Origin of the sequence: Paenibacillus lemnae, assembly GCF_012933385.1 — a bacterium.
GTDB classification, from domain to species: domain Bacteria; phylum Bacillota; class Bacilli; order Paenibacillales; family Paenibacillaceae; genus Paenibacillus_AQ; species Paenibacillus_AQ lemnae.
Genome location: NZ_JABBPN010000011.1, coordinates 27,989 through 44,622 on the forward strand (window position 1 = coordinate 27,989; position 16,634 = coordinate 44,622).

The 16,634-nt window shown below is 47.2% G+C and carries 13 protein-coding genes and 2 pseudogenes; 13 read left to right on the top strand and 2 right to left on the bottom strand.

All coding sequences use genetic code 11. From position 1 onward, the window contains the following. Nucleotides 1–11: 11 nt before the first annotated feature. The 9 genes and pseudogenes from HII30_RS12735 to HII30_RS12775 all read left to right on the top strand — a co-directional run. On the top strand, nt 12–893 hold the full coding sequence (locus HII30_RS12735; protein ID WP_169505428.1) for a glycosyltransferase family 2 protein: 882 nt from the start codon (nt 12–14) through the stop codon (nt 891–893). Next, complete coding sequence (locus HII30_RS12740) at nt 894–1,970, top strand: EpsG family protein (RefSeq protein WP_169505429.1); 1,077 nt, start codon at nt 894–896, stop codon at nt 1,968–1,970. It abuts the gene before it with no gap. Between the two features lie 18 nt (nt 1,971–1,988). Then, nucleotides 1,989–3,290 (top strand): lipopolysaccharide biosynthesis protein, encoded by a 1,302-nt coding sequence (locus tag HII30_RS12745; RefSeq protein WP_169505430.1) that lies wholly within the window; start codon nt 1,989–1,991, stop codon nt 3,288–3,290. Nucleotides 3,291–3,319: 29 nt separating this feature from the next. Next, the gene (locus HII30_RS12750; RefSeq protein WP_169505431.1) at nt 3,320–3,805 is read left to right on the top strand and encodes a VanZ family protein; all 486 of its coding nucleotides are present in this window, start codon (nt 3,320–3,322) and stop codon (nt 3,803–3,805) included. Nucleotides 3,806–3,999: 194 nt separating this feature from the next. After that, complete coding sequence (gene hpf, locus HII30_RS12755) at nt 4,000–4,566, top strand: ribosome hibernation-promoting factor, HPF/YfiA family (RefSeq protein WP_169505432.1); 567 nt, start codon at nt 4,000–4,002, stop codon at nt 4,564–4,566. Between the two features lie 287 nt (nt 4,567–4,853). After that, nucleotides 4,854–7,364: a preprotein translocase subunit SecA gene (gene secA / locus HII30_RS12760; protein WP_169505433.1), complete on the top strand. Its 2,511-nt coding sequence runs from the start codon at nt 4,854–4,856 to the stop codon at nt 7,362–7,364. A 204-nt stretch (nt 7,365–7,568) separates the two neighbouring features. Next, nucleotides 7,569–8,682 (top strand): peptide chain release factor 2 gene (gene prfB / locus HII30_RS12765; protein ID WP_169505434.1). Its coding sequence is split into 2 segments (ribosomal slippage): nt 7,569–7,640 and nt 7,642–8,682, totalling 1,113 coding nucleotides; the frame shifts between segments, so codons are not numbered across the junction. Between the two features lie 14 nt (nt 8,683–8,696). Beyond that, on the top strand, nt 8,697–9,584 hold the full coding sequence (locus HII30_RS12770; RefSeq protein ID WP_169505435.1) for a YitT family protein: 888 nt from the start codon (nt 8,697–8,699) through the stop codon (nt 9,582–9,584). 236 nt (nt 9,585–9,820) lie between these two features. Beyond that, a pseudogene (locus HII30_RS12775) lies at nt 9,821–10,247 on the top strand (transposase); the annotation flags it as partial. A 58-nt stretch (nt 10,248–10,305) separates the two neighbouring features. On the opposite strand, the gene HII30_RS12780 reads toward HII30_RS12775, so the two are convergent. Continuing rightward, entirely contained in the window at nt 10,306–10,818 is a 513-nt protein-coding gene (locus HII30_RS12780) for an SMI1/KNR4 family protein (RefSeq protein ID WP_169505436.1), read from the bottom strand. Nucleotides 10,819–11,142: 324 nt separating this feature from the next. Beyond that, nucleotides 11,143–12,003, bottom strand: a complete 861-nt coding sequence (locus HII30_RS12785) for a hypothetical protein (RefSeq protein WP_169505437.1) — start codon at nt 12,001–12,003, stop codon at nt 11,143–11,145. A 72-nt stretch (nt 12,004–12,075) separates the two neighbouring features. Between HII30_RS12785 and HII30_RS12790 the strand changes: the two are divergent. From HII30_RS12790 to argC, 4 genes and pseudogenes are all read left to right on the top strand, one after another. Further along, nucleotides 12,076–12,387: pseudogene (locus tag HII30_RS12790) on the top strand (transposase); the annotation flags it as partial. A 249-nt stretch (nt 12,388–12,636) separates the two neighbouring features. Further along, on the top strand, nt 12,637–13,701 hold the full coding sequence (locus HII30_RS12795; protein WP_246246364.1) for a Fic family protein: 1,065 nt from the start codon (nt 12,637–12,639) through the stop codon (nt 13,699–13,701). Between the two features lie 146 nt (nt 13,702–13,847). Next, entirely contained in the window at nt 13,848–15,317 is a 1,470-nt protein-coding gene (locus HII30_RS12800) for a methyl-accepting chemotaxis protein (RefSeq protein ID WP_169505438.1), read from the top strand. A 254-nt stretch (nt 15,318–15,571) separates the two neighbouring features. Further along, nucleotides 15,572–16,633 (top strand): N-acetyl-gamma-glutamyl-phosphate reductase, encoded by a 1,062-nt coding sequence (gene argC / locus HII30_RS12805; RefSeq protein WP_169505439.1) that lies wholly within the window; start codon nt 15,572–15,574, stop codon nt 16,631–16,633. Nucleotide 16,634 lies beyond the last annotated feature (1 nt).

The following is a 16,634-nucleotide window of genomic DNA, read 5'->3' on the forward strand; positions in this document are numbered from 1 at the left end:
GGATCCTTAAAATGAAGAGAATCACAGTGTTTACTCCATGCTATAACCGCGCTTATATTTTGGGAACATTATACGAGAGCTTGAAGAAGCAGATTCACCCTTCCTTCCTGTGGCTGATCGTGGATGACGGGTCAACAGATGATACCGAAGAGCTAGTGCAGGGCTGGATAGCGGAGAACCTGATCGAAATTCAGTACTATAAACAGGAGAATGGTGGAAAGCAGCGGGCGCATAATAAGGGGGTGCAGCTGTGCGATACAGAGCTGTTCATCTGTGTTGATTCGGACGATTATTTGACCGAGGATGCGGTCGATACCCTGATCCGTGTATGGGACCGGATCGGCAGCAAGCGGGAAATCAGCGGAATTGCAGCCCTGAGGGGAACGGACAGGCATACACCAATCGGCACCGCCATGCCCCGGCACATTCAAGCCTCCCGTTTAAGCGATTTGTATCATGTACATGGCTTTCGCGGGGATACGGCACTGCTGTTCAGAACCGAGATTTTGAAGGAGTTTCCCTTTTATGTATTTGAAGGCGAGAAGTTTATCGGCGAAAGCTATGTATATCTCCAAATCGACCAGCACTACTCATTATATATATTAGATGAAATTATATATATATGCAGATATCTTGAGGATGGATATACTAGAAATGTCAGAAGATTGATTCAGAACAACCCCAAGGGATATATGCTTCTGAACAGGCAGGGGGCCGAGCATTCACGGACACTGAAGAACAGGTATCTGTACTCTATCCGTTATATTATCGGTTGTCTGCTGAGCGGGGAGAAGGGGGCCATAAGGAAAGCCCCTTCTAGAATACTGACAGCTTTGGCTCTTCCGCCGGCCTTAGTCTTGAGCTATCTAACCTACAAAATGGGAAGAAAGTAAATGATATATATCGCCTTGGTTTTCCTGCTGCTGATCTGGATCTCCATTTTGCAGACGCTATCCAGGCAAGAATCTTCAATTCAGCGGCTGTTCCTGTTTATATCCGGCACCATGCTTGCCCTGCTGTCCGGTTTTCGGTTTGAAACGGGCGGTGATTTTTATGCGAATTATGTGGGGTTTATCAAGGCCAGCAGCATGAGCTTTAAAGAGATATTTTGGAGCTATGATGAATATGGACATATGCTGTTTCGAAAGCTCATCTCGCTGTTCACCGAGGATCCCCAATGGTATTTTATAATCAGCAGCGCCTGGATTATCCTATCATTCTTTATATTCATCTACAGATACTCCGCAAATCCCTATTTAAGTGTGCTGCTGTTTGTGACGCTGGGGCAGTATTTTGTCGCTCATAATATAACGAGGCAGTATATTGCGATTTCGATTTGTTTATACGCTATTCCGTTTCTTCTATCCCGAAAAATGATACGTTATATGATCATCATTCTGATTGCGATGACCTTTCATACCAGTGCTATCGTGATGATCCCGCTGTATTTTCTAGTTCTCATTAACATTTCCGGACAGACCATCTTGAAATATATGATCGGCATTGCATTTTTGAATGCAGGCTTTGGCGCAGTGCTCCCCTGGATCCAGAAGTTTGTGTATTCCGATGAATATATGGAAGGCAGCTATGGCGTACAGGAAGCCAATATGCTGAATGCTTTATTACCCGCTCTACTATTCATACTGCTATGCTGTTTCTACTATATTGAGTATATAAAAAATAAAGAGAATCGGATGTCCGTGGTCAGCAGCGCGATGATTCATATGGGCCTGATCAGTTTCTTGTTCAGCACGTTAAGTGTAACCAGCATGCTGATCCTGAACAGAATCGGGGGATACTTTATGGTCAGCTATCTGATTATTATCCCGCTGTTAATTGCCCGCACCGAACCAAGAAAAAAGGGACTGCTTTATTTGTCCATTTTGACAATCTGCCTGGCCTATTTTGTGCTAAATGTGTTCTTGGGCAGATTGACACCAAAGCCATATATCCCATTCTGGAAATACTAGACCATTTTAGAGGTAAACATGATCAAAAAGCTGTTCTCCGTTTACGCCAGCAATATGCTGCTCGGAATTCTGGGGTTTATTACCGTTCCCGTGCTCCTTGCACATATGGGGATTGAAGGATATGGATATTACGGGATCTATCTGACCCTGTTTTCCTACTACACTTTGTTTGAGCTTGGCATTATAAAGCATTTCACGAAGCTGCTGTCTCAGAACAATAACGCAGAGCTCCAAAAGGTAATCAGCTGCTTCTATTATTTCACGGTTGCGATGATCATTCTATCGATCCCTTTCATCGTGCCGATCATCCAGGCGGGTTTTGGAGTGCCATGGAAGTACGCCCTTCTGCTTGGTGTAATGGTGCCTATTGAATATGTTTTGTATATGCCTTCGAAAATACACATAGCATACGCCGCAGCTAACAAGAAATTTGAAAGAATCAGCGCCTTTAATCTAGTCTCCGGACTAATCCGTTACATGCTTCTCATCATCGGGGCTGTTGTTACCCAGCATATATTTATCGTCCTGCTTCTCCTGACGCTGCGCAGAATTTTCGATATCCGTTTGTCCAGAAGGATGATTCGGGAGGGTCATATCCGCATCTTTGATCTGGGGCAGGTGAACCGGGATAATCTTCGCCAGGTATTTCGCTATTATAAGGAATCCTTTTTTCTTTCCGTCACCCAGGCGCTGCAGATTAATCTGAGCGGAATGATGGCGTTGATGGTTTCGCATTGGTTCGGTGTAGCGGGGCTGGGATTATTCAGAAGTACTTATGATGTGCTTTCGAAAATCTGGTTCTTCTCCAACGGCTTGGGGATGGTCGTCTTTCCATACTTTGCAGGGGGTTCGGTAAAGACGGCGAATTACCGGAAATACACGCTGATCAGCTGGGGATTTTACTCGGTGCTTCTCCTTGTATTTATATGTTTATTTCCTTATGTTAACCAATATATGCTGCATGGGCTGCTGCAAGGAAGATCCGACTTTCTGCTGTATCTGTTCATGTTAATTTCGGTGCTGCTGGCGGCTCAGAGCAATTTGAGCTACGAGTATTTACAGGCCAGGGGAGAATATAAGTCTTTATGGCTGATCACTCTTGTGACCAATCTCGTATTTGGGGCATGCGCTTTTGTCGTTTACAGCTATACGCACAGCCTCCTGTCTGTGGGGATCGCATGGACCTCGGGCTTGATCTTACAAACATGCTGGTTTGAAGCCAAGTCTCTGAAGCCGATAAAGCTCGCTTTCTGGTATCCGTTAGCGTTTGCAGCCTGCTGGCTCCTTGCGGGTTACGTCTGTTTGCGTTTACAGTTCTAATTTCATGTCATACCAAGAGAGGTAGAATAATGCCAAAACTCTTCAGATGGCTTCCTGCAGTGCTGGTAATGGTCATCATATTTCTGTTCTCCTCCCAGCCTTATCATGAACAGGATCTGAGGCCCAGTCTGAAGGGGAGTTTCGTAACAGACTCCTTGGCGAGGAGCTTGTCCGGGATTCACTTTCAGTATGCAGGGAGTGAGATAAGCGCGAGCGCACTGGGAAATGCGGGGGTACTTGAGTTTCTGATTCGAAAGGGAGCGCATTTATCCATTTACGCCCTGCTCGGGTTCGCGCTGGTCTATGCGTTCAATGCCAAAAGGCCGTGGCGGGGATATAGTTCCGCGGTTCTGATCTCTTTTCTGTATGCATGTTCGGACGAATTTCATCAGAGCCTGACCCCAGACCGTACTCCGTTACTGCAAGATGTAATTGTAGATACTATAGGAGCGATCTTAGGAGCGGGTTTGATGGTTTTGTTGAAGGCGCACGCGGACCGCAAGCAGCTAACGTAATCAGATTATAATCATCCGGCTTTAGCCGACCTACATAGCACGGTATTGATGGTTAACAACTGAAGATTCGTAGCGAAAAGACTCTGGTGAGAACCAGAGTCTTTTTTCTGTTCTTTGGGTAATGTTCAACATACAACGGTTTTTACATCCCCTTAACAAAGTGTTATAATGGAGGGGCAAAGGAGGAGTGCCCAATGCAATTCAGTATTCGAGGTCAACAAATTGATGTGACCGACGCGTTGAAGGACTACGTTGACAAGAAGCTCAGCAGACTCGAAAAGTATTTCGATGCACCCCCCACCTCGGAAGGATATGTAACGCTTAATGTTATCCGAGGATTGCACACAGTGGAGGTTACGATTCCACTGCCGGGCGTTATGCTCCGGGCAGAAGATCGAAGCGACGATATGTATGCTTCCATTGACGCTGTTGTGGACAAGTTGGAACGCCAGATCCGTAAGCACAAGACGAAGCTGAACCGCAAGTTCCGCCAGGAAGGCAGTCTGAAGACGCTGTTCGTGGAGAATGGATCGGCAGCCGGTGTTGTTGCACTGGATCACGAAGAAGAGACAGATGACGATGAATTGGAAGTAGTACGTACCAAGCGGTTTACGATGAAGCCGATGGACGTGGAGGAAGCGATCCTCCAGATGAACATGATTGGTCATGATTTCTTTGTATTCACCAACATTGAGTCACAAGAAGTGAACGTCGTATACAAGCGTGACGACGGGAAGTACGGCTTAATCGAGCGGGATTAGATGACGCTCACCAACCTAATATAATGTATGATGAGCCCTACTTGCCTTTATGGCAGTGGGGCTCTTTAATGTAACTTGGCGTATACTCCTTTAACCTTATGTGTTGCGGCATCCTTTACAAACTGTTACAATTTAACTAACGTGTATCCTGCGGACGGGGTTTGACCCTGGCTGACAGGATTGTCATTTTTTATTTATGCATTCACTAATCGATTTCATCCAGCAGCCCTTTGATCGTGAACATGAAATCGGTTCTATTCTATTTGTTTGCACGAAAGGGGTTAACCATGCTAGGACTTGTCAAGAAGATCTTCGGCGACACCAACGAGCGTGATGTCAAACGTCTCATGAAGACGGTCGATGTAATTAACAAAATGGAACCTGAATTTCAGGCGCTCTCGGACGAACAGCTGAAAGCCAAAACCGCCGAGTTTCGTGAACGGCTGGAGAAGGGTGCCGAGCTGGACGAGCTGCTCCCTGAAGCTTTTGCCACAGTCCGTGAAGCATCCAGACGTACACTGGGTAAACGCCACTATGATGTGCAGCTGGTCGGAGGTATGGCCCTCCATGAAGGAAGAATTGCAGAGATGAAAACCGGGGAAGGCAAGACATTGGTCGGTACCCTTCCGGTTTATTTAAACGCGCTGACAGGCAAAGGTGTCCATGTGGTAACCGTCAATGATTATCTGGCGACCCGGGACAGCGAAGAAATGGCGCAAATATATAATTACCTCGGCATGACAGTCGGGGTGAACCTGAGCGGGATGGAGCATCCTCAGAAGCAGGAGGCTTATGCCTGCGATATTACGTACGGTACAAACAATGAGTTCGGTTTTGACTACCTGCGCGATAATATGGTGCTGTATAAGGAACAGATGGTACAGCGTCCGCTGCATTTTTGTATCATTGACGAAGTGGACTCCATTCTGGTCGATGAAGCCCGGACGCCGCTGATCATTTCAGGACAGGCCCAGAAATCGACCGAACTTTACTATGCGGCTGACCGTTTTGTGAAGCGTTTGGAAGCAGAAGAAGATTTTACAGTGGATATCAAGGTCAAAGCCGTGTCCCTTACGGAAAAAGGTGTGGCCAAGACGGAACGTGCCTTTGGCATCGATAACCTGTATGATCACAGCCATGTGACATTGAATCACCATATTGTACAAGCGTTGAAAGCGAATGTAATCATGCGCCGTGACGTGGATTATGTGGTAACCGAAGATGAAGTCGTCATTGTAGATGAATTCACCGGCCGCCTGATGGCAGGACGCCGTTACAGCGATGGTCTTCACCAGGCGATTGAAGCCAAGGAAGGCATCGAGGTCCAGAACGAGAGCATGACACTCGCTACAATTACATTCCAGAACTATTTCCGGATGTACCGCAAGCTGGCAGGCATGACGGGTACGGCGAAGACGGAGGAAGAGGAATTCAAGAAGATTTATGGTCTTGAAGTGCTTCAGGTTCCTACCAACCGGCCGAACCAGCGTCAGGACAAGCCGGACGTCGTATACAAGAGCGTGGAAGGTAAGTTCAAGGCTGTAGTGGAAGAGATCGTGGAACGCCATCAGAAAAACCAGCCGATTCTGGTTGGGACGGTGTCCATCGAGAACTCCGAACGCCTGTCCGAGCTGCTGAAGCGTAAAGGTGTATCCCATAAAGTATTGAATGCGAAATACCATGCGGAAGAAGCCGAGATTATTTCCCGTGCCGGTCAGGCGGGTGCTGTGACCATTGCAACCAACATGGCAGGACGCGGTACGGATATTCTGCTGGGCGATGGTGTGCAGGATGTCGGCGGTCTCCATATCATTGGTACAGAGCGCCATGAATCACGCCGGATCGATAACCAGCTTCGCGGCCGTGCCGGACGTCAGGGTGACCCGGGTTCGACCCAGTTCTATCTGTCGCTGGGCGACGAGCTGATGAAGCGTTTTGGTACCGACAATGTACTCAATATGATGGAACGCCTCGGTTTTGAGGAAGATCAGCCGATTGAGAGCAAAATGATTACCCGTGCGGTGGAATCCGCCCAGAAGCGGGTAGAAGGCAATAACTTTGACCTGCGTAAAGTCGTACTGCAGTATGATGATGTTATGAACCAGCAGCGCGAGATCATCTACAAGCAGCGCCGTGAAATTCTGGAGTCCGAGGATATCAAGCAGGTCGTGCTCGACATGATCAAGCCGGTCATCGACCGTGTGGTAGAAGCACACTGCGGTGATGATATTCCGGAGAACTGGGATCTGCAGGATGTGGCAGAATACGTCAACAGCAAGCTGCTGGACGAAGGTGCAGTGACCCGTGACGATCTGTGGGGCAAGGAAGTGAATGAAATTTCCGAGTACCTCTTTGAACGTGTCATGAAGAAATACACCGACCGCGAAGAAACCATCGGCGCAGAGCTGGTGCGTGAGTTCGAGAAGGTTATCGTACTGCGTGCTGTAGACAGCAAATGGATGGACCACATCGATGCGATGGATCAGCTTCGTCAAGGTATCCACCTGCGTGCATACGGCGGTACAGATCCGCTGCGTGAGTATCAGTTCGAAGGCTTTGAAATGTTCCACACGATGATCGCCACGATTCAGGAAGAAGTGGCCACTTATGTGATGAAGGCACAGATCCAATCCAATCAGGAGCGCCAAGCGGTTGTGGAAGAGAGCAAAGTTTCTACGAACAGCAGCGAGCCTGTGGAGAAGCGTCCAGTGCAAGTGAAGGACGAAGCAGGCCGGAACGAGCCTTGTCCATGCGGCAGCGGCAAGAAGTACAAGAACTGTCACGGACAGAACGCATAATTCCTAATAACCGGGTGGCATGTCAGCCTCCCGCCCTTTAAACTCCCTTGAGCTTAAGCGTGGAGCACCCAAAACGGCTATGAACCATCTGCCGGGTTGCTTCATGTTTCCGGCTTGAGGGAGTTTATGATGTGATAGGAACGTTTTCCCTGCAAGTCGGGGTATAATGAAGAATAAGGGCTAACCACAGAAAGGACGAATGTCATGATCGATCCAACCATCAAGCAGGACCTTCGCGAGATCAGCAAGAAACTTACCAACCTTAGGGGGTCTCTTTGACTTAGATCTGAAGCACGAACAGATCGAGAATTTTGAAGAAAAAATGGCCGCACCTGACTTCTGGGACGATAACGAAAAGGCCCAGAGCGTCATCGCCGAGATGAATGCGGTGAAATCGTTTGTGGATAAATATGAGAAGCTGCAGCAGGAATATGATGATGTGGTCGTCATGATCGAACTGGCTGATGAAGAAGGCGATGAAGAGCTCGCCGCTGAGCTGGGTCAGTCCGTGAAGGCTTTGGCGGGCCGCCTGGAAGAGTTCGAACTGCAGCTGCTGCTGAACCAGCCGTATGATAAACTGAACGCCATACTTGAGCTGCATCCCGGCGCCGGCGGCACCGAGTCCCAGGATTGGGGCCAAATGCTGCTGCGGATGTATACCCGCTGGGCCGAGAAGAGCGGCTTCAAGGTCGAGACGCTGGATTATCTGGCAGGAGACGAAGCAGGCATCAAGAGTGTCACACTGCTCATTAAAGGCTTTAACGCTTACGGCTATCTGAAAGCGGAAAAAGGCGTTCACCGTCTCGTCCGCATCTCGCCGTTTGACTCCTCTGGCCGCCGCCACACCTCTTTTGTCTCCTGTGATGTTGTGCCGGAGATTACCGATGATGTGGAAGTGGACATTCGGACCGAGGATCTCAAGATCGACACGTACCGTGCCAGCGGCGCGGGCGGTCAGCATATTAATACTACCGACTCCGCGGTTCGGATCACGCACTTGCCGACAGGGGTGGTCGTGACCTGCCAGAACGAGCGCTCCCAGATCAAGAACCGCGAACAGGCCATGACGATGCTCCGCTCGAAGCTCTATGAGCGTAAGATTGAAGAGCAGCAGCAGCAGCTAGCGGAGATCCGCGGCGAGCAGTCTGATATTGCCTGGGGCAGCCAGATCCGCTCCTATGTGTTCCATCCGTACAGCATGGTGAAGGATCACCGTACCCAGGTGGAGACAGGCAATGTGGGTGCCGTCATGGACGGTGACCTGAATGTCTTCATTGACGGATATTTGCGCAGCCAGATTAAACAGGACGTAGAGTAAGAGGAGCCTTATTCATGACACAATCTCCACGGCCGCGGCGCCGAGAGCCCATCATTCCGGTGAATGGGCCGCTCCGCCGCTTGGCTGATCTTTTATTTATTACGGCAGGGTCATTTGTGATGGCCCTGTCGTTCAATTTGTTTTATCTGACAAACGGCATTGCTTCCGGCGGGGTAGCGGGTCTGTCCATCCTGGCGGAAGCGATGTTTGGCATTCAGCCGGCCTACACACAGTGGGCGATTAACATCCCGCTGTTTGCCTTGGGTTTTCTGATGCTGGGACGTGAGTATGGGCTGCGTTCCCTGCTCGGGAGCGTGATTTTACCGCTGTTCGTGTATGTGACCCAGGACTGGGCAGCTCCTACCGCTAACCCGCTTCTGGCTTCGATCTATGGCGGCATCGGCGTCGGAATCGGTCTCGGATTGGTGTACCGGGGACGAGGCTCTACCGGCGGACTGACGATCCTCGCCCAGCTGCTGCAGAAATACAGCGGCCTCAGCTTTTCCTTTTGCGTGGTGCTGCTGGACGGGATTGTCATTCTGTCTGCGGCCTGGGTGCTGTCGCTGGAGCAGGCGCTGTATGCGCTGATCGGGCTGTATGTGACCGGTAAGGTCATAGATGCCATGGAGATGGGCTTCAGCTTTACGAAGGTGGCTTATATTATCTCGGAGCATACCGACTCCATTACGAAAGCCATTTTGCAGGACCTGGACCGCGGGTTGACCAAACTGACCGCAGAAGGCGGCTATACGGGCCACCATCGCACCGTGCTCATGGTGGTTGTGGGCCAGAATGAGATCCCGAGATTGAAGACGGTCGTTCAGGCCGTGGACCCGGATGCCTTTGTCATCATCAGCAATGCACACGAGGTGCTGGGTGAGGGGTTTCAGAAGAATATCTAAATGCGGACCATAAGTAAAGGGCGATTATTCGTCCTTTTTTTATTTGCTTGAATATACGTTGTTAAGTTAGCATTTTGCATTAATCTGAGCCCTTGATACAAAAGGATTTCCAGATATAAAAAAGGGACTTCACTCCAAAATGGAGAAGTTTTCAAGTGACCAAACAAGAAAACACCATAAGGAGTGAAGCCACTTTATATATTCTCCAAGAATGTCTGTTTTCCTTTGAAGATCTGATGAAAATTCATTCGAAAGATCGATTGTCTGCGTGCACTTTTGGCTGCTCCTCTTGAACGTATTCAGACCTTTAGTGGCCTGCATCATCGACTGGACACCGATCTTCGGTTTCGCTATCAATGTGGACTTCCGCTCGACCGTGAAGCACCATCTATCGCCACACTAAGCCGAGTTTTTGCAGATCTGACAAAGAAAAACCTGGCTAAACAGCTGTTCGACGACTTGGTAAAACGCTGTAGACAAGAAGGCGTCATCGACGGCAGTCACGTCGCGATCGACAGCGCTGCGATCCGTGCTTACGAAGAAAAGAAGCCCGAAAGAAAGAGCGAGCAAACGGGCAATGCCAACTGGGAAGCGAAGTTCGACTCCTTTGGCAACAAGGTCACTTGGTTCGGTTACAAGCTCCACTTGGCTGTGGATACGCAGTATACAGAAAAAATGAAAATGCCTGTCCAGAACGAACAGGCTTATTACTTTATTTCTTTTAAAATTTACGATCTTCTACTCGCCAGGTCCAATACTTATTTCCTTGAGCCATAACAAAACGATCGAGCCATGTTTGGAAATCACAATATAAAGAGCGCGCATCATCAAAATCGCTAATGCCTTCTAGAAGATACATGTATTCTTTATTGCCTTGTGCTACAGCATTTGTATCGATTATAAAATAATCATCATACACACATGCGACTATAACTTTGGTTGGATCGCTCAGAGACTCGTTTGAATTGAAGACCTCGTTTATTGAAAATATTTCAATTTCACCGGATAGTTCAACATTCGAAAACGGTCTAAATCCATTAGTTATAGATAAGAAGCTTAAATAATCATCAGGCAAAGGTGAGTATGAATCCAGTAGCCGAGCTATGTCGATATCAGAGGATGGTTCATAAAATATGAGTTCGCTATTATATAAATAGCCCTCATCGCCTTGAATTTTACGAGTACCGTCCACGTATAGTGCACGTAAAGAGTTTATCGTCTTTTCTAAAATCATACTCACTCACCCTTCAGATTCATTATTTACCAATTATTGCATGTTATTTAATATGCTGTCCACCAAGGGTTTACAGTTTGTCTATGGAACGACTTAGGTAACGGCATCAAGTTACTAAAACTGTTATCGCCATATCGATTTCGTGGTTTTATGTGATGGACTGCTGTGAACTCTCCACTCCAGTTTATGTTGTTATTTGGATATGCCTTGTTATAAGCAGTCTTGAAATCGTTTCTCTCTTTATCGCCCCATTTTAGATTTGGGTTATATCCTTTAGGTAGTGTAGCAGATGAGGGTTCATGCATTACACGCTTTGCATTAAAATCAATAGTAAAAAGGATAAGGGATGCCGTTTTTATTGAGTAGAATTATATTGCTCAAGAAGTCCTTCTCGCCAACAGGTGATACAACAATGAACCCATCGAAAACTTTGAGTTTTACCGTAGAATAATAGAAACCAGTTTTAGAAACTGTGTGAAAGTGCGTAGCACTAGCTCCTACTCTAACATTTGATTTCTGATACTCTTTTTTAAAAGCAGTGCTCACAGAACTTCCGCTATGCTTTCTGGTGTCTCCTTTATAAAAAGTAGTAAAAAATTGAATCATTTTAGGCTTGTCACCCACAATAGCAACAACTTCAGCAGTAGACTCGATAGTCGGCTTTGCATTTGATCGGAGTGTGACTGATACTGCTATTCCACCAGAATCCCCCTTACTAAGAGGATTGATGACTGTTGTATTGTTTTTTGATAATTCATAATCTCTTTCTTTGTTTTCAATGAATTGGGAAAACTGTTCGGGTGGAACAACTGTTACTGTGGACTCACTTAAGGCTGTGGAATTTGTGCTCTTATCAGATGAATCAACTGTCGTATATTCGATATAATAATACGTTTTCCTTTCGGCATTAGGATCTGACTGTAATTCGTCATAGTTCCCAGCCTTTATGCCTAGTGAATGAGCAATTTGTTCGTGACTGATACTGACCTCTGCTGCATTTTGTCCTTCTGGAGCGAGAATTTCTTCTTCGGCAATAGGTTCGTAACTAACATCATCTTCTGTAGTTGTTAGAGTACTTTCTGGATATAAATGTGACTCTTGGGCGGTTACTAAGGAGGAAGGAAGTGCTAACACAATAAGCAATGCTAGTGTGAGAAGCGTCAATAACAATTTTTTAAACTTCAAGCCAATCTCTCCTATCAAATTATCATAAGTTTAATTTAATGTATAATTTTGCAGGCTTTCAAAGAAGTGTTTATGTTAATAGGCTTCACTAGTCGCCGAAAATACATACTAAATTTCCAATTATGTAAATTTAAATATAAAAAAGAAGACCAATTGCCTATCTTTTCTAGTGCCTTGGATCTTCGTACGTACGCGAAAGAACTGAGAAGTCGTTCACCTCGAGGGGTTGGCGGCCATTGCAGAGAGAGCATTCTGCGTGCACTTTTGGCTGCTTCTCTTGAACGTATTCAGACCTTTACTGGCCTAAATCATCGACTGGACACCGATCTTCGGTTTCGCTATCAATGTGGACTTCCGCTCGACCGTGAAGCACCATCTATCGCCATCTTTAGAATGAAGCCACCGGATCCGCTATGATTCGAGAGAATCCTGCTGTCTTTACGTCGAAATTAGAATTATGCTAAATGATTAAGTGAAAAATTTGATTATATTGGTGCTAAAAGATGTATAATGAATATACTAAGTTCAAAAATAAAAAAAATGATCGTAACGGGGTGAGAGGACTTGGCTCCCATAAAAGGTGTTAAAAAATTGCCGGTTAGTATTAAGATGGAGCAGGCAGCTGAATTATTCATGAAGCTGGCTGTTATTTCATCGGCCATTAGCCGACTGGACGAGAAATTCAGACACTCTGTTGTCAGAAGTGATTTGATAAATACATTAGCATTAAAAGAATCTGTGCAATCCACAAGAATCGAGGGTACGCAGGTTACTTTTACAGATATGGTTAATGACATACACAAAACAGAACAAAAGCAGGAACATATCGAAGTTTTAAACTATCGAAATGCGTTAGCTATAGGACAGGAAAGAATTAATAATGGCTATCCGTTAACGACTCGCCTGATCATGGAGCTGCACCATGTATTGATGGAAGGCGCACGGGGAGCTAACAGTAACCGCGGTGAGTTTAGAAAGGTACCGAATTGGATTGGACCTACAAAGCGTTTTGAAGATGCAGTATATATACCGGTAGACGCAGGCGAAATTGAAGATTATCTGATGAATTGGGAGACATATTTGAATAAACACCCTTATGGCGGGAAATTGGATGTAGGTCACTTGCCTAAGGGAGAGTTTATTTTAGATGAAAACACACATCCGCTGCTAAAGGTGGCAATTCTACATGCACAATTTGAATCGATACACCCATTTTTAGATGGGAATGGACGTCTAGGCAGAATCATGATTGCTCTGTATATGATGCAGTCTGAGCAATTGTCCAGCCCGATTTTTTTTGTGAGTGAAGAATTGGAGAAGCAGCGAGCCAAATACTATCATTTGTTGAATGAAACGCGTGGGAGTAACCCGAAATGGCATAACTGGTTGAACTTTTTCCTAGATGCCGCAGGGCGGATGGCTGAGAAACTGAATGTGTTATTGGATCAAGCAGATCAAATCGCAAAAGCAGGGAAAGAAAAATGTGATGGTTATACAGAAGAGATCGTGTATCTCATGACATTTAGATATCCAAACATCACTGCAGTGCAGGCGGCAGAACATGCCCGGATTGCACCTTCTACAGCTAGAAGAACACTGAATGCTCTGGCTGAAAAAGAACTCTTGTTCAAAGATCCTTCGCAAAAGAGAAATGTCGAATATTTCAATTATGATGTATTAGGTTTATTTGATCGATAACAGTAAGGCAAAGCCGTGGGAAGTCCACCATGCTTTGCTTTTTTTTGCGCCTGTTGTGTGTTCTTTTTTTGAAAAATCTCTGTTCATTTCTTGCTCAATTGACGATAAATAGGGGGTAAGATTATTTCAGAAAGAGGGTAGCCGCCATGGATTCATTTGACTTTATGAGGTTAAAGGACACCTCCAGAAAAAACACCCTGATGTTCATCACCATGGGAATTACACTGGCCGTCGTATTTATATACTCCATGATTGAAGGGAGTAAAGAGGGGATGTCCGTATTCGGGGGATCATTTGCCCTATTGGCATGCTCATATATCATTCTTAACGTGTGGCTTAAAAAACCGATGTGGTTTCCGCTCGCAGCCATTCTCGGCGTATATTCCTTCGCCATCCTTGGCAATGAGTTGATTGGCGGGTCTGTAGAGGCCCTGCTGATTGTATTTTTCCTGTTGGTGTTCTCATCACTGCAGCTGAATCTGAAGTGGTTTCTTGTAGGTTATGTGTACGGGGTTTTAGTGCTCATTATGAACAACTCCTCCTCAACCGATGAAACGCTGAGAAACGCGTTCGGTTTTGCTATTCTGCTGTACCTGTTAATGGGGGTATTGTTCTATGTCTTGATCCGAATGACAGATCGGCAGTTTCAGCAGGTCCGGGAGCTTCAGCTCCAGGCAGCACAGGATGCTGAGGCGAAATCCGGCGAAAAAAAGCTGCTGGAAGAACGGGTTTCCTTCATCACAGACCGAATCCAAAGCATGAACGACCGGGTGCAGGAGCATATCACGTCCCAGCGTGAGATGGCCGCAGCCGTCGACGAATTGGCCAAGGGCGGACAAACCCAGTCGGAGCAGATCACAAGCATTGCGAGCAATGCCTCACAGTCCAAGGAGGGCATGGAGTCCTTGCGGGATGCATCGAATGAACTGAAGGTGGAATCCGAAGAAGTCCGGGTGGAAGCTGGCGAAGGCCGGGACAAAATGAGCCGCCTGCTGACCGACATGCATGCCATGAAAGAAGTGATGGCTCAATTAAGTCAATCTTATACAGGGCTCGCGACCGTATTGAAGGAAACGACCGACATGACCGAAGTGATCAAAGGCATTACCGAGCAGACCAATCTGCTGGCCCTGAATGCGTCCATTGAGGCGGCAAGAGCAGGGGATGCCGGGAACGGTTTTGGTGTCGTGGCCGGAGAGATCCGCAAGCTGGCGACATTGACCGCACAGACCACGGAGCAGATTACAGCCAATCTGTCGGCGCTCAACCAGGGCAGCGACTGGACGTATCAGAGCATGATGGACTGCCAGCAAAAGATTGGAGAGAGTGTCTTCACTACCGAGGAAGTATCCAGTTATGTTGAAAAGGTAGCGATGACGCTTACCCGCCTGGATGACAATCTGCTGCACTTCGCGTCACTGTCTGAGCAGGTCATGGGACAGTCCAGCGAGATTGAGGGTGCCACCGGTGAGTTAGCTTCCATTATTGAGCAGGCTTCGGCCAGCCTGGAAGAGATGAGTGCTTCCATTGAAACGCTGAGGGATGACAGTGAGATTATCGCACAGGATATGAACGAGGCGGCAGCCAAAGCGAAGGAGATTACGAATTATTCATAATAGAAAGGCAAAGTCGTGGTGATGGTCACCGTGCTTTGCCTTTTTTTTGATGCGTGGATTCTAGAATTAATGATTGCGTGAGAGCGTCGTCAAGGGGATAATTGGAAGGGGCGGAGCGAAAACTGGTCACAACTTACCGGTTGTATTAATATGAATACGGTCGTATAATAATACATATTTATGAGACGTGATGAACGTGAACGCACCAACATCGTGATTACAAAAGCGTACGAAACGGGAAAGAGGGTATGTATATGACAGGGCAGCAACCAAATACAGTAAAAGTCGCTATTGTCGGTTCAACCGGATACGGAGGTGTAGAGCTGATCCGGCTGCTTCAGCATCATCCGCATGTGGAGATTACGTCGGTAATCTCTTCGTCCAGCTCCGGGGTGCCGATCTCGGATGGCTTTCCGCATTTAACGAATGTGATCCATCGGAATCTCGACGGCGTGGATCCTTCCGAAATGGCAAAAGCCGCAGATCTGGTGTTTACTGCTACGCCATCGGGTGTAAGCAGCAAGCTGGTGCCGCAGCTGTTAGAGGCAGGCTTGAAGGTAATTGACCTCTCCGGCGATTTTCGGATCAAGGACGGTCAGGTGTATGAAGAATGGTATAAGCATGATGCGCCTGATCCGGATGTGCTTGCTTCGGCTGTGTACGGGTTATGCGAAATCTACGGCGAACAGGTGAAGGATGTGGATTTCATATCCAACCCGGGCTGCTATCCGACCGCCACGCTGCTGGGTCTGATTCCGGCCCTGAAAGCAGGATGGATAGATCCGTCCGGCATCATCATTGATGCCAAATCCGGCGTATCGGGCGCGGGGCGGGGTACCAGTCTGATGACGCATTATGCGGAGATTAATGAAAATTTTAAAGCTTACAAAGTCAACAAACATCAGCATGTTCCGGAGATCGAGCAGGTGCTGACTGACGTCTCGGGCAAGGAGGTCACGGTGACCTTGACAACCCACCTGGTGCCGATGACGCGCGGAATTATGAGTACAATGTACGCCCCGGTTCTGGACGCATACACTGAGGAAGATTTTGTGAAGCTGTATCGGGAGTATTATGAAGGCCGCAAATTTGTGCGTGTGAGAGACAAGGGCATCTGGCCGGCAACCAAGGAAGTGAGCGGTTCTAACTTCTGCGATATCGGTTTTGCCGTGGATTCCCGGACAGGAAGAGTGACAATCGTGTCGGTAATTGACAATGTGGTGAAGGGTGCGGCAGGCCAGGCCATCCAGAACCTGAACTTGATGATGGGATGGGAGGAAAGCCTCGGACTTGCGTTTACACCTGTGTATCCGTAAA

What these genes read in the sequence shown, in the direction of transcription:
- HII30_RS12735 (WP_169505428.1), top strand. Translation starts at nt 12, where the DNA reads ATGAAGAGAATCACAGTGTTTACTCCATGCTATAACCGCGCTTATATT.
- HII30_RS12740 (WP_169505429.1), top strand. Translation starts at nt 894, where the DNA reads ATGATATATATCGCCTTGGTTTTCCTGCTGCTGATCTGGATCTCCATT.
- HII30_RS12745 (WP_169505430.1), top strand. Translation starts at nt 1,989, where the DNA reads ATGATCAAAAAGCTGTTCTCCGTTTACGCCAGCAATATGCTGCTCGGA.
- HII30_RS12750 (WP_169505431.1), top strand. Translation starts at nt 3,320, where the DNA reads ATGCCAAAACTCTTCAGATGGCTTCCTGCAGTGCTGGTAATGGTCATC.
- hpf (WP_169505432.1), top strand. Translation starts at nt 4,000, where the DNA reads ATGCAATTCAGTATTCGAGGTCAACAAATTGATGTGACCGACGCGTTG.
- secA (WP_169505433.1), top strand. Translation starts at nt 4,854, where the DNA reads ATGCTAGGACTTGTCAAGAAGATCTTCGGCGACACCAACGAGCGTGAT.
- HII30_RS12770 (WP_169505435.1), top strand. Translation starts at nt 8,697, where the DNA reads ATGACACAATCTCCACGGCCGCGGCGCCGAGAGCCCATCATTCCGGTG.
- HII30_RS12780 (WP_169505436.1), bottom strand. Translation starts at nt 10,818, where the DNA reads ATGATTTTAGAAAAGACGATAAACTCTTTACGTGCACTATACGTGGAC.
- HII30_RS12795 (WP_246246364.1), top strand. Translation starts at nt 12,637, where the DNA reads ATGAAGCTGGCTGTTATTTCATCGGCCATTAGCCGACTGGACGAGAAA.
- HII30_RS12800 (WP_169505438.1), top strand. Translation starts at nt 13,848, where the DNA reads ATGGATTCATTTGACTTTATGAGGTTAAAGGACACCTCCAGAAAAAAC.
- argC (WP_169505439.1), top strand. Translation starts at nt 15,572, where the DNA reads ATGACAGGGCAGCAACCAAATACAGTAAAAGTCGCTATTGTCGGTTCA.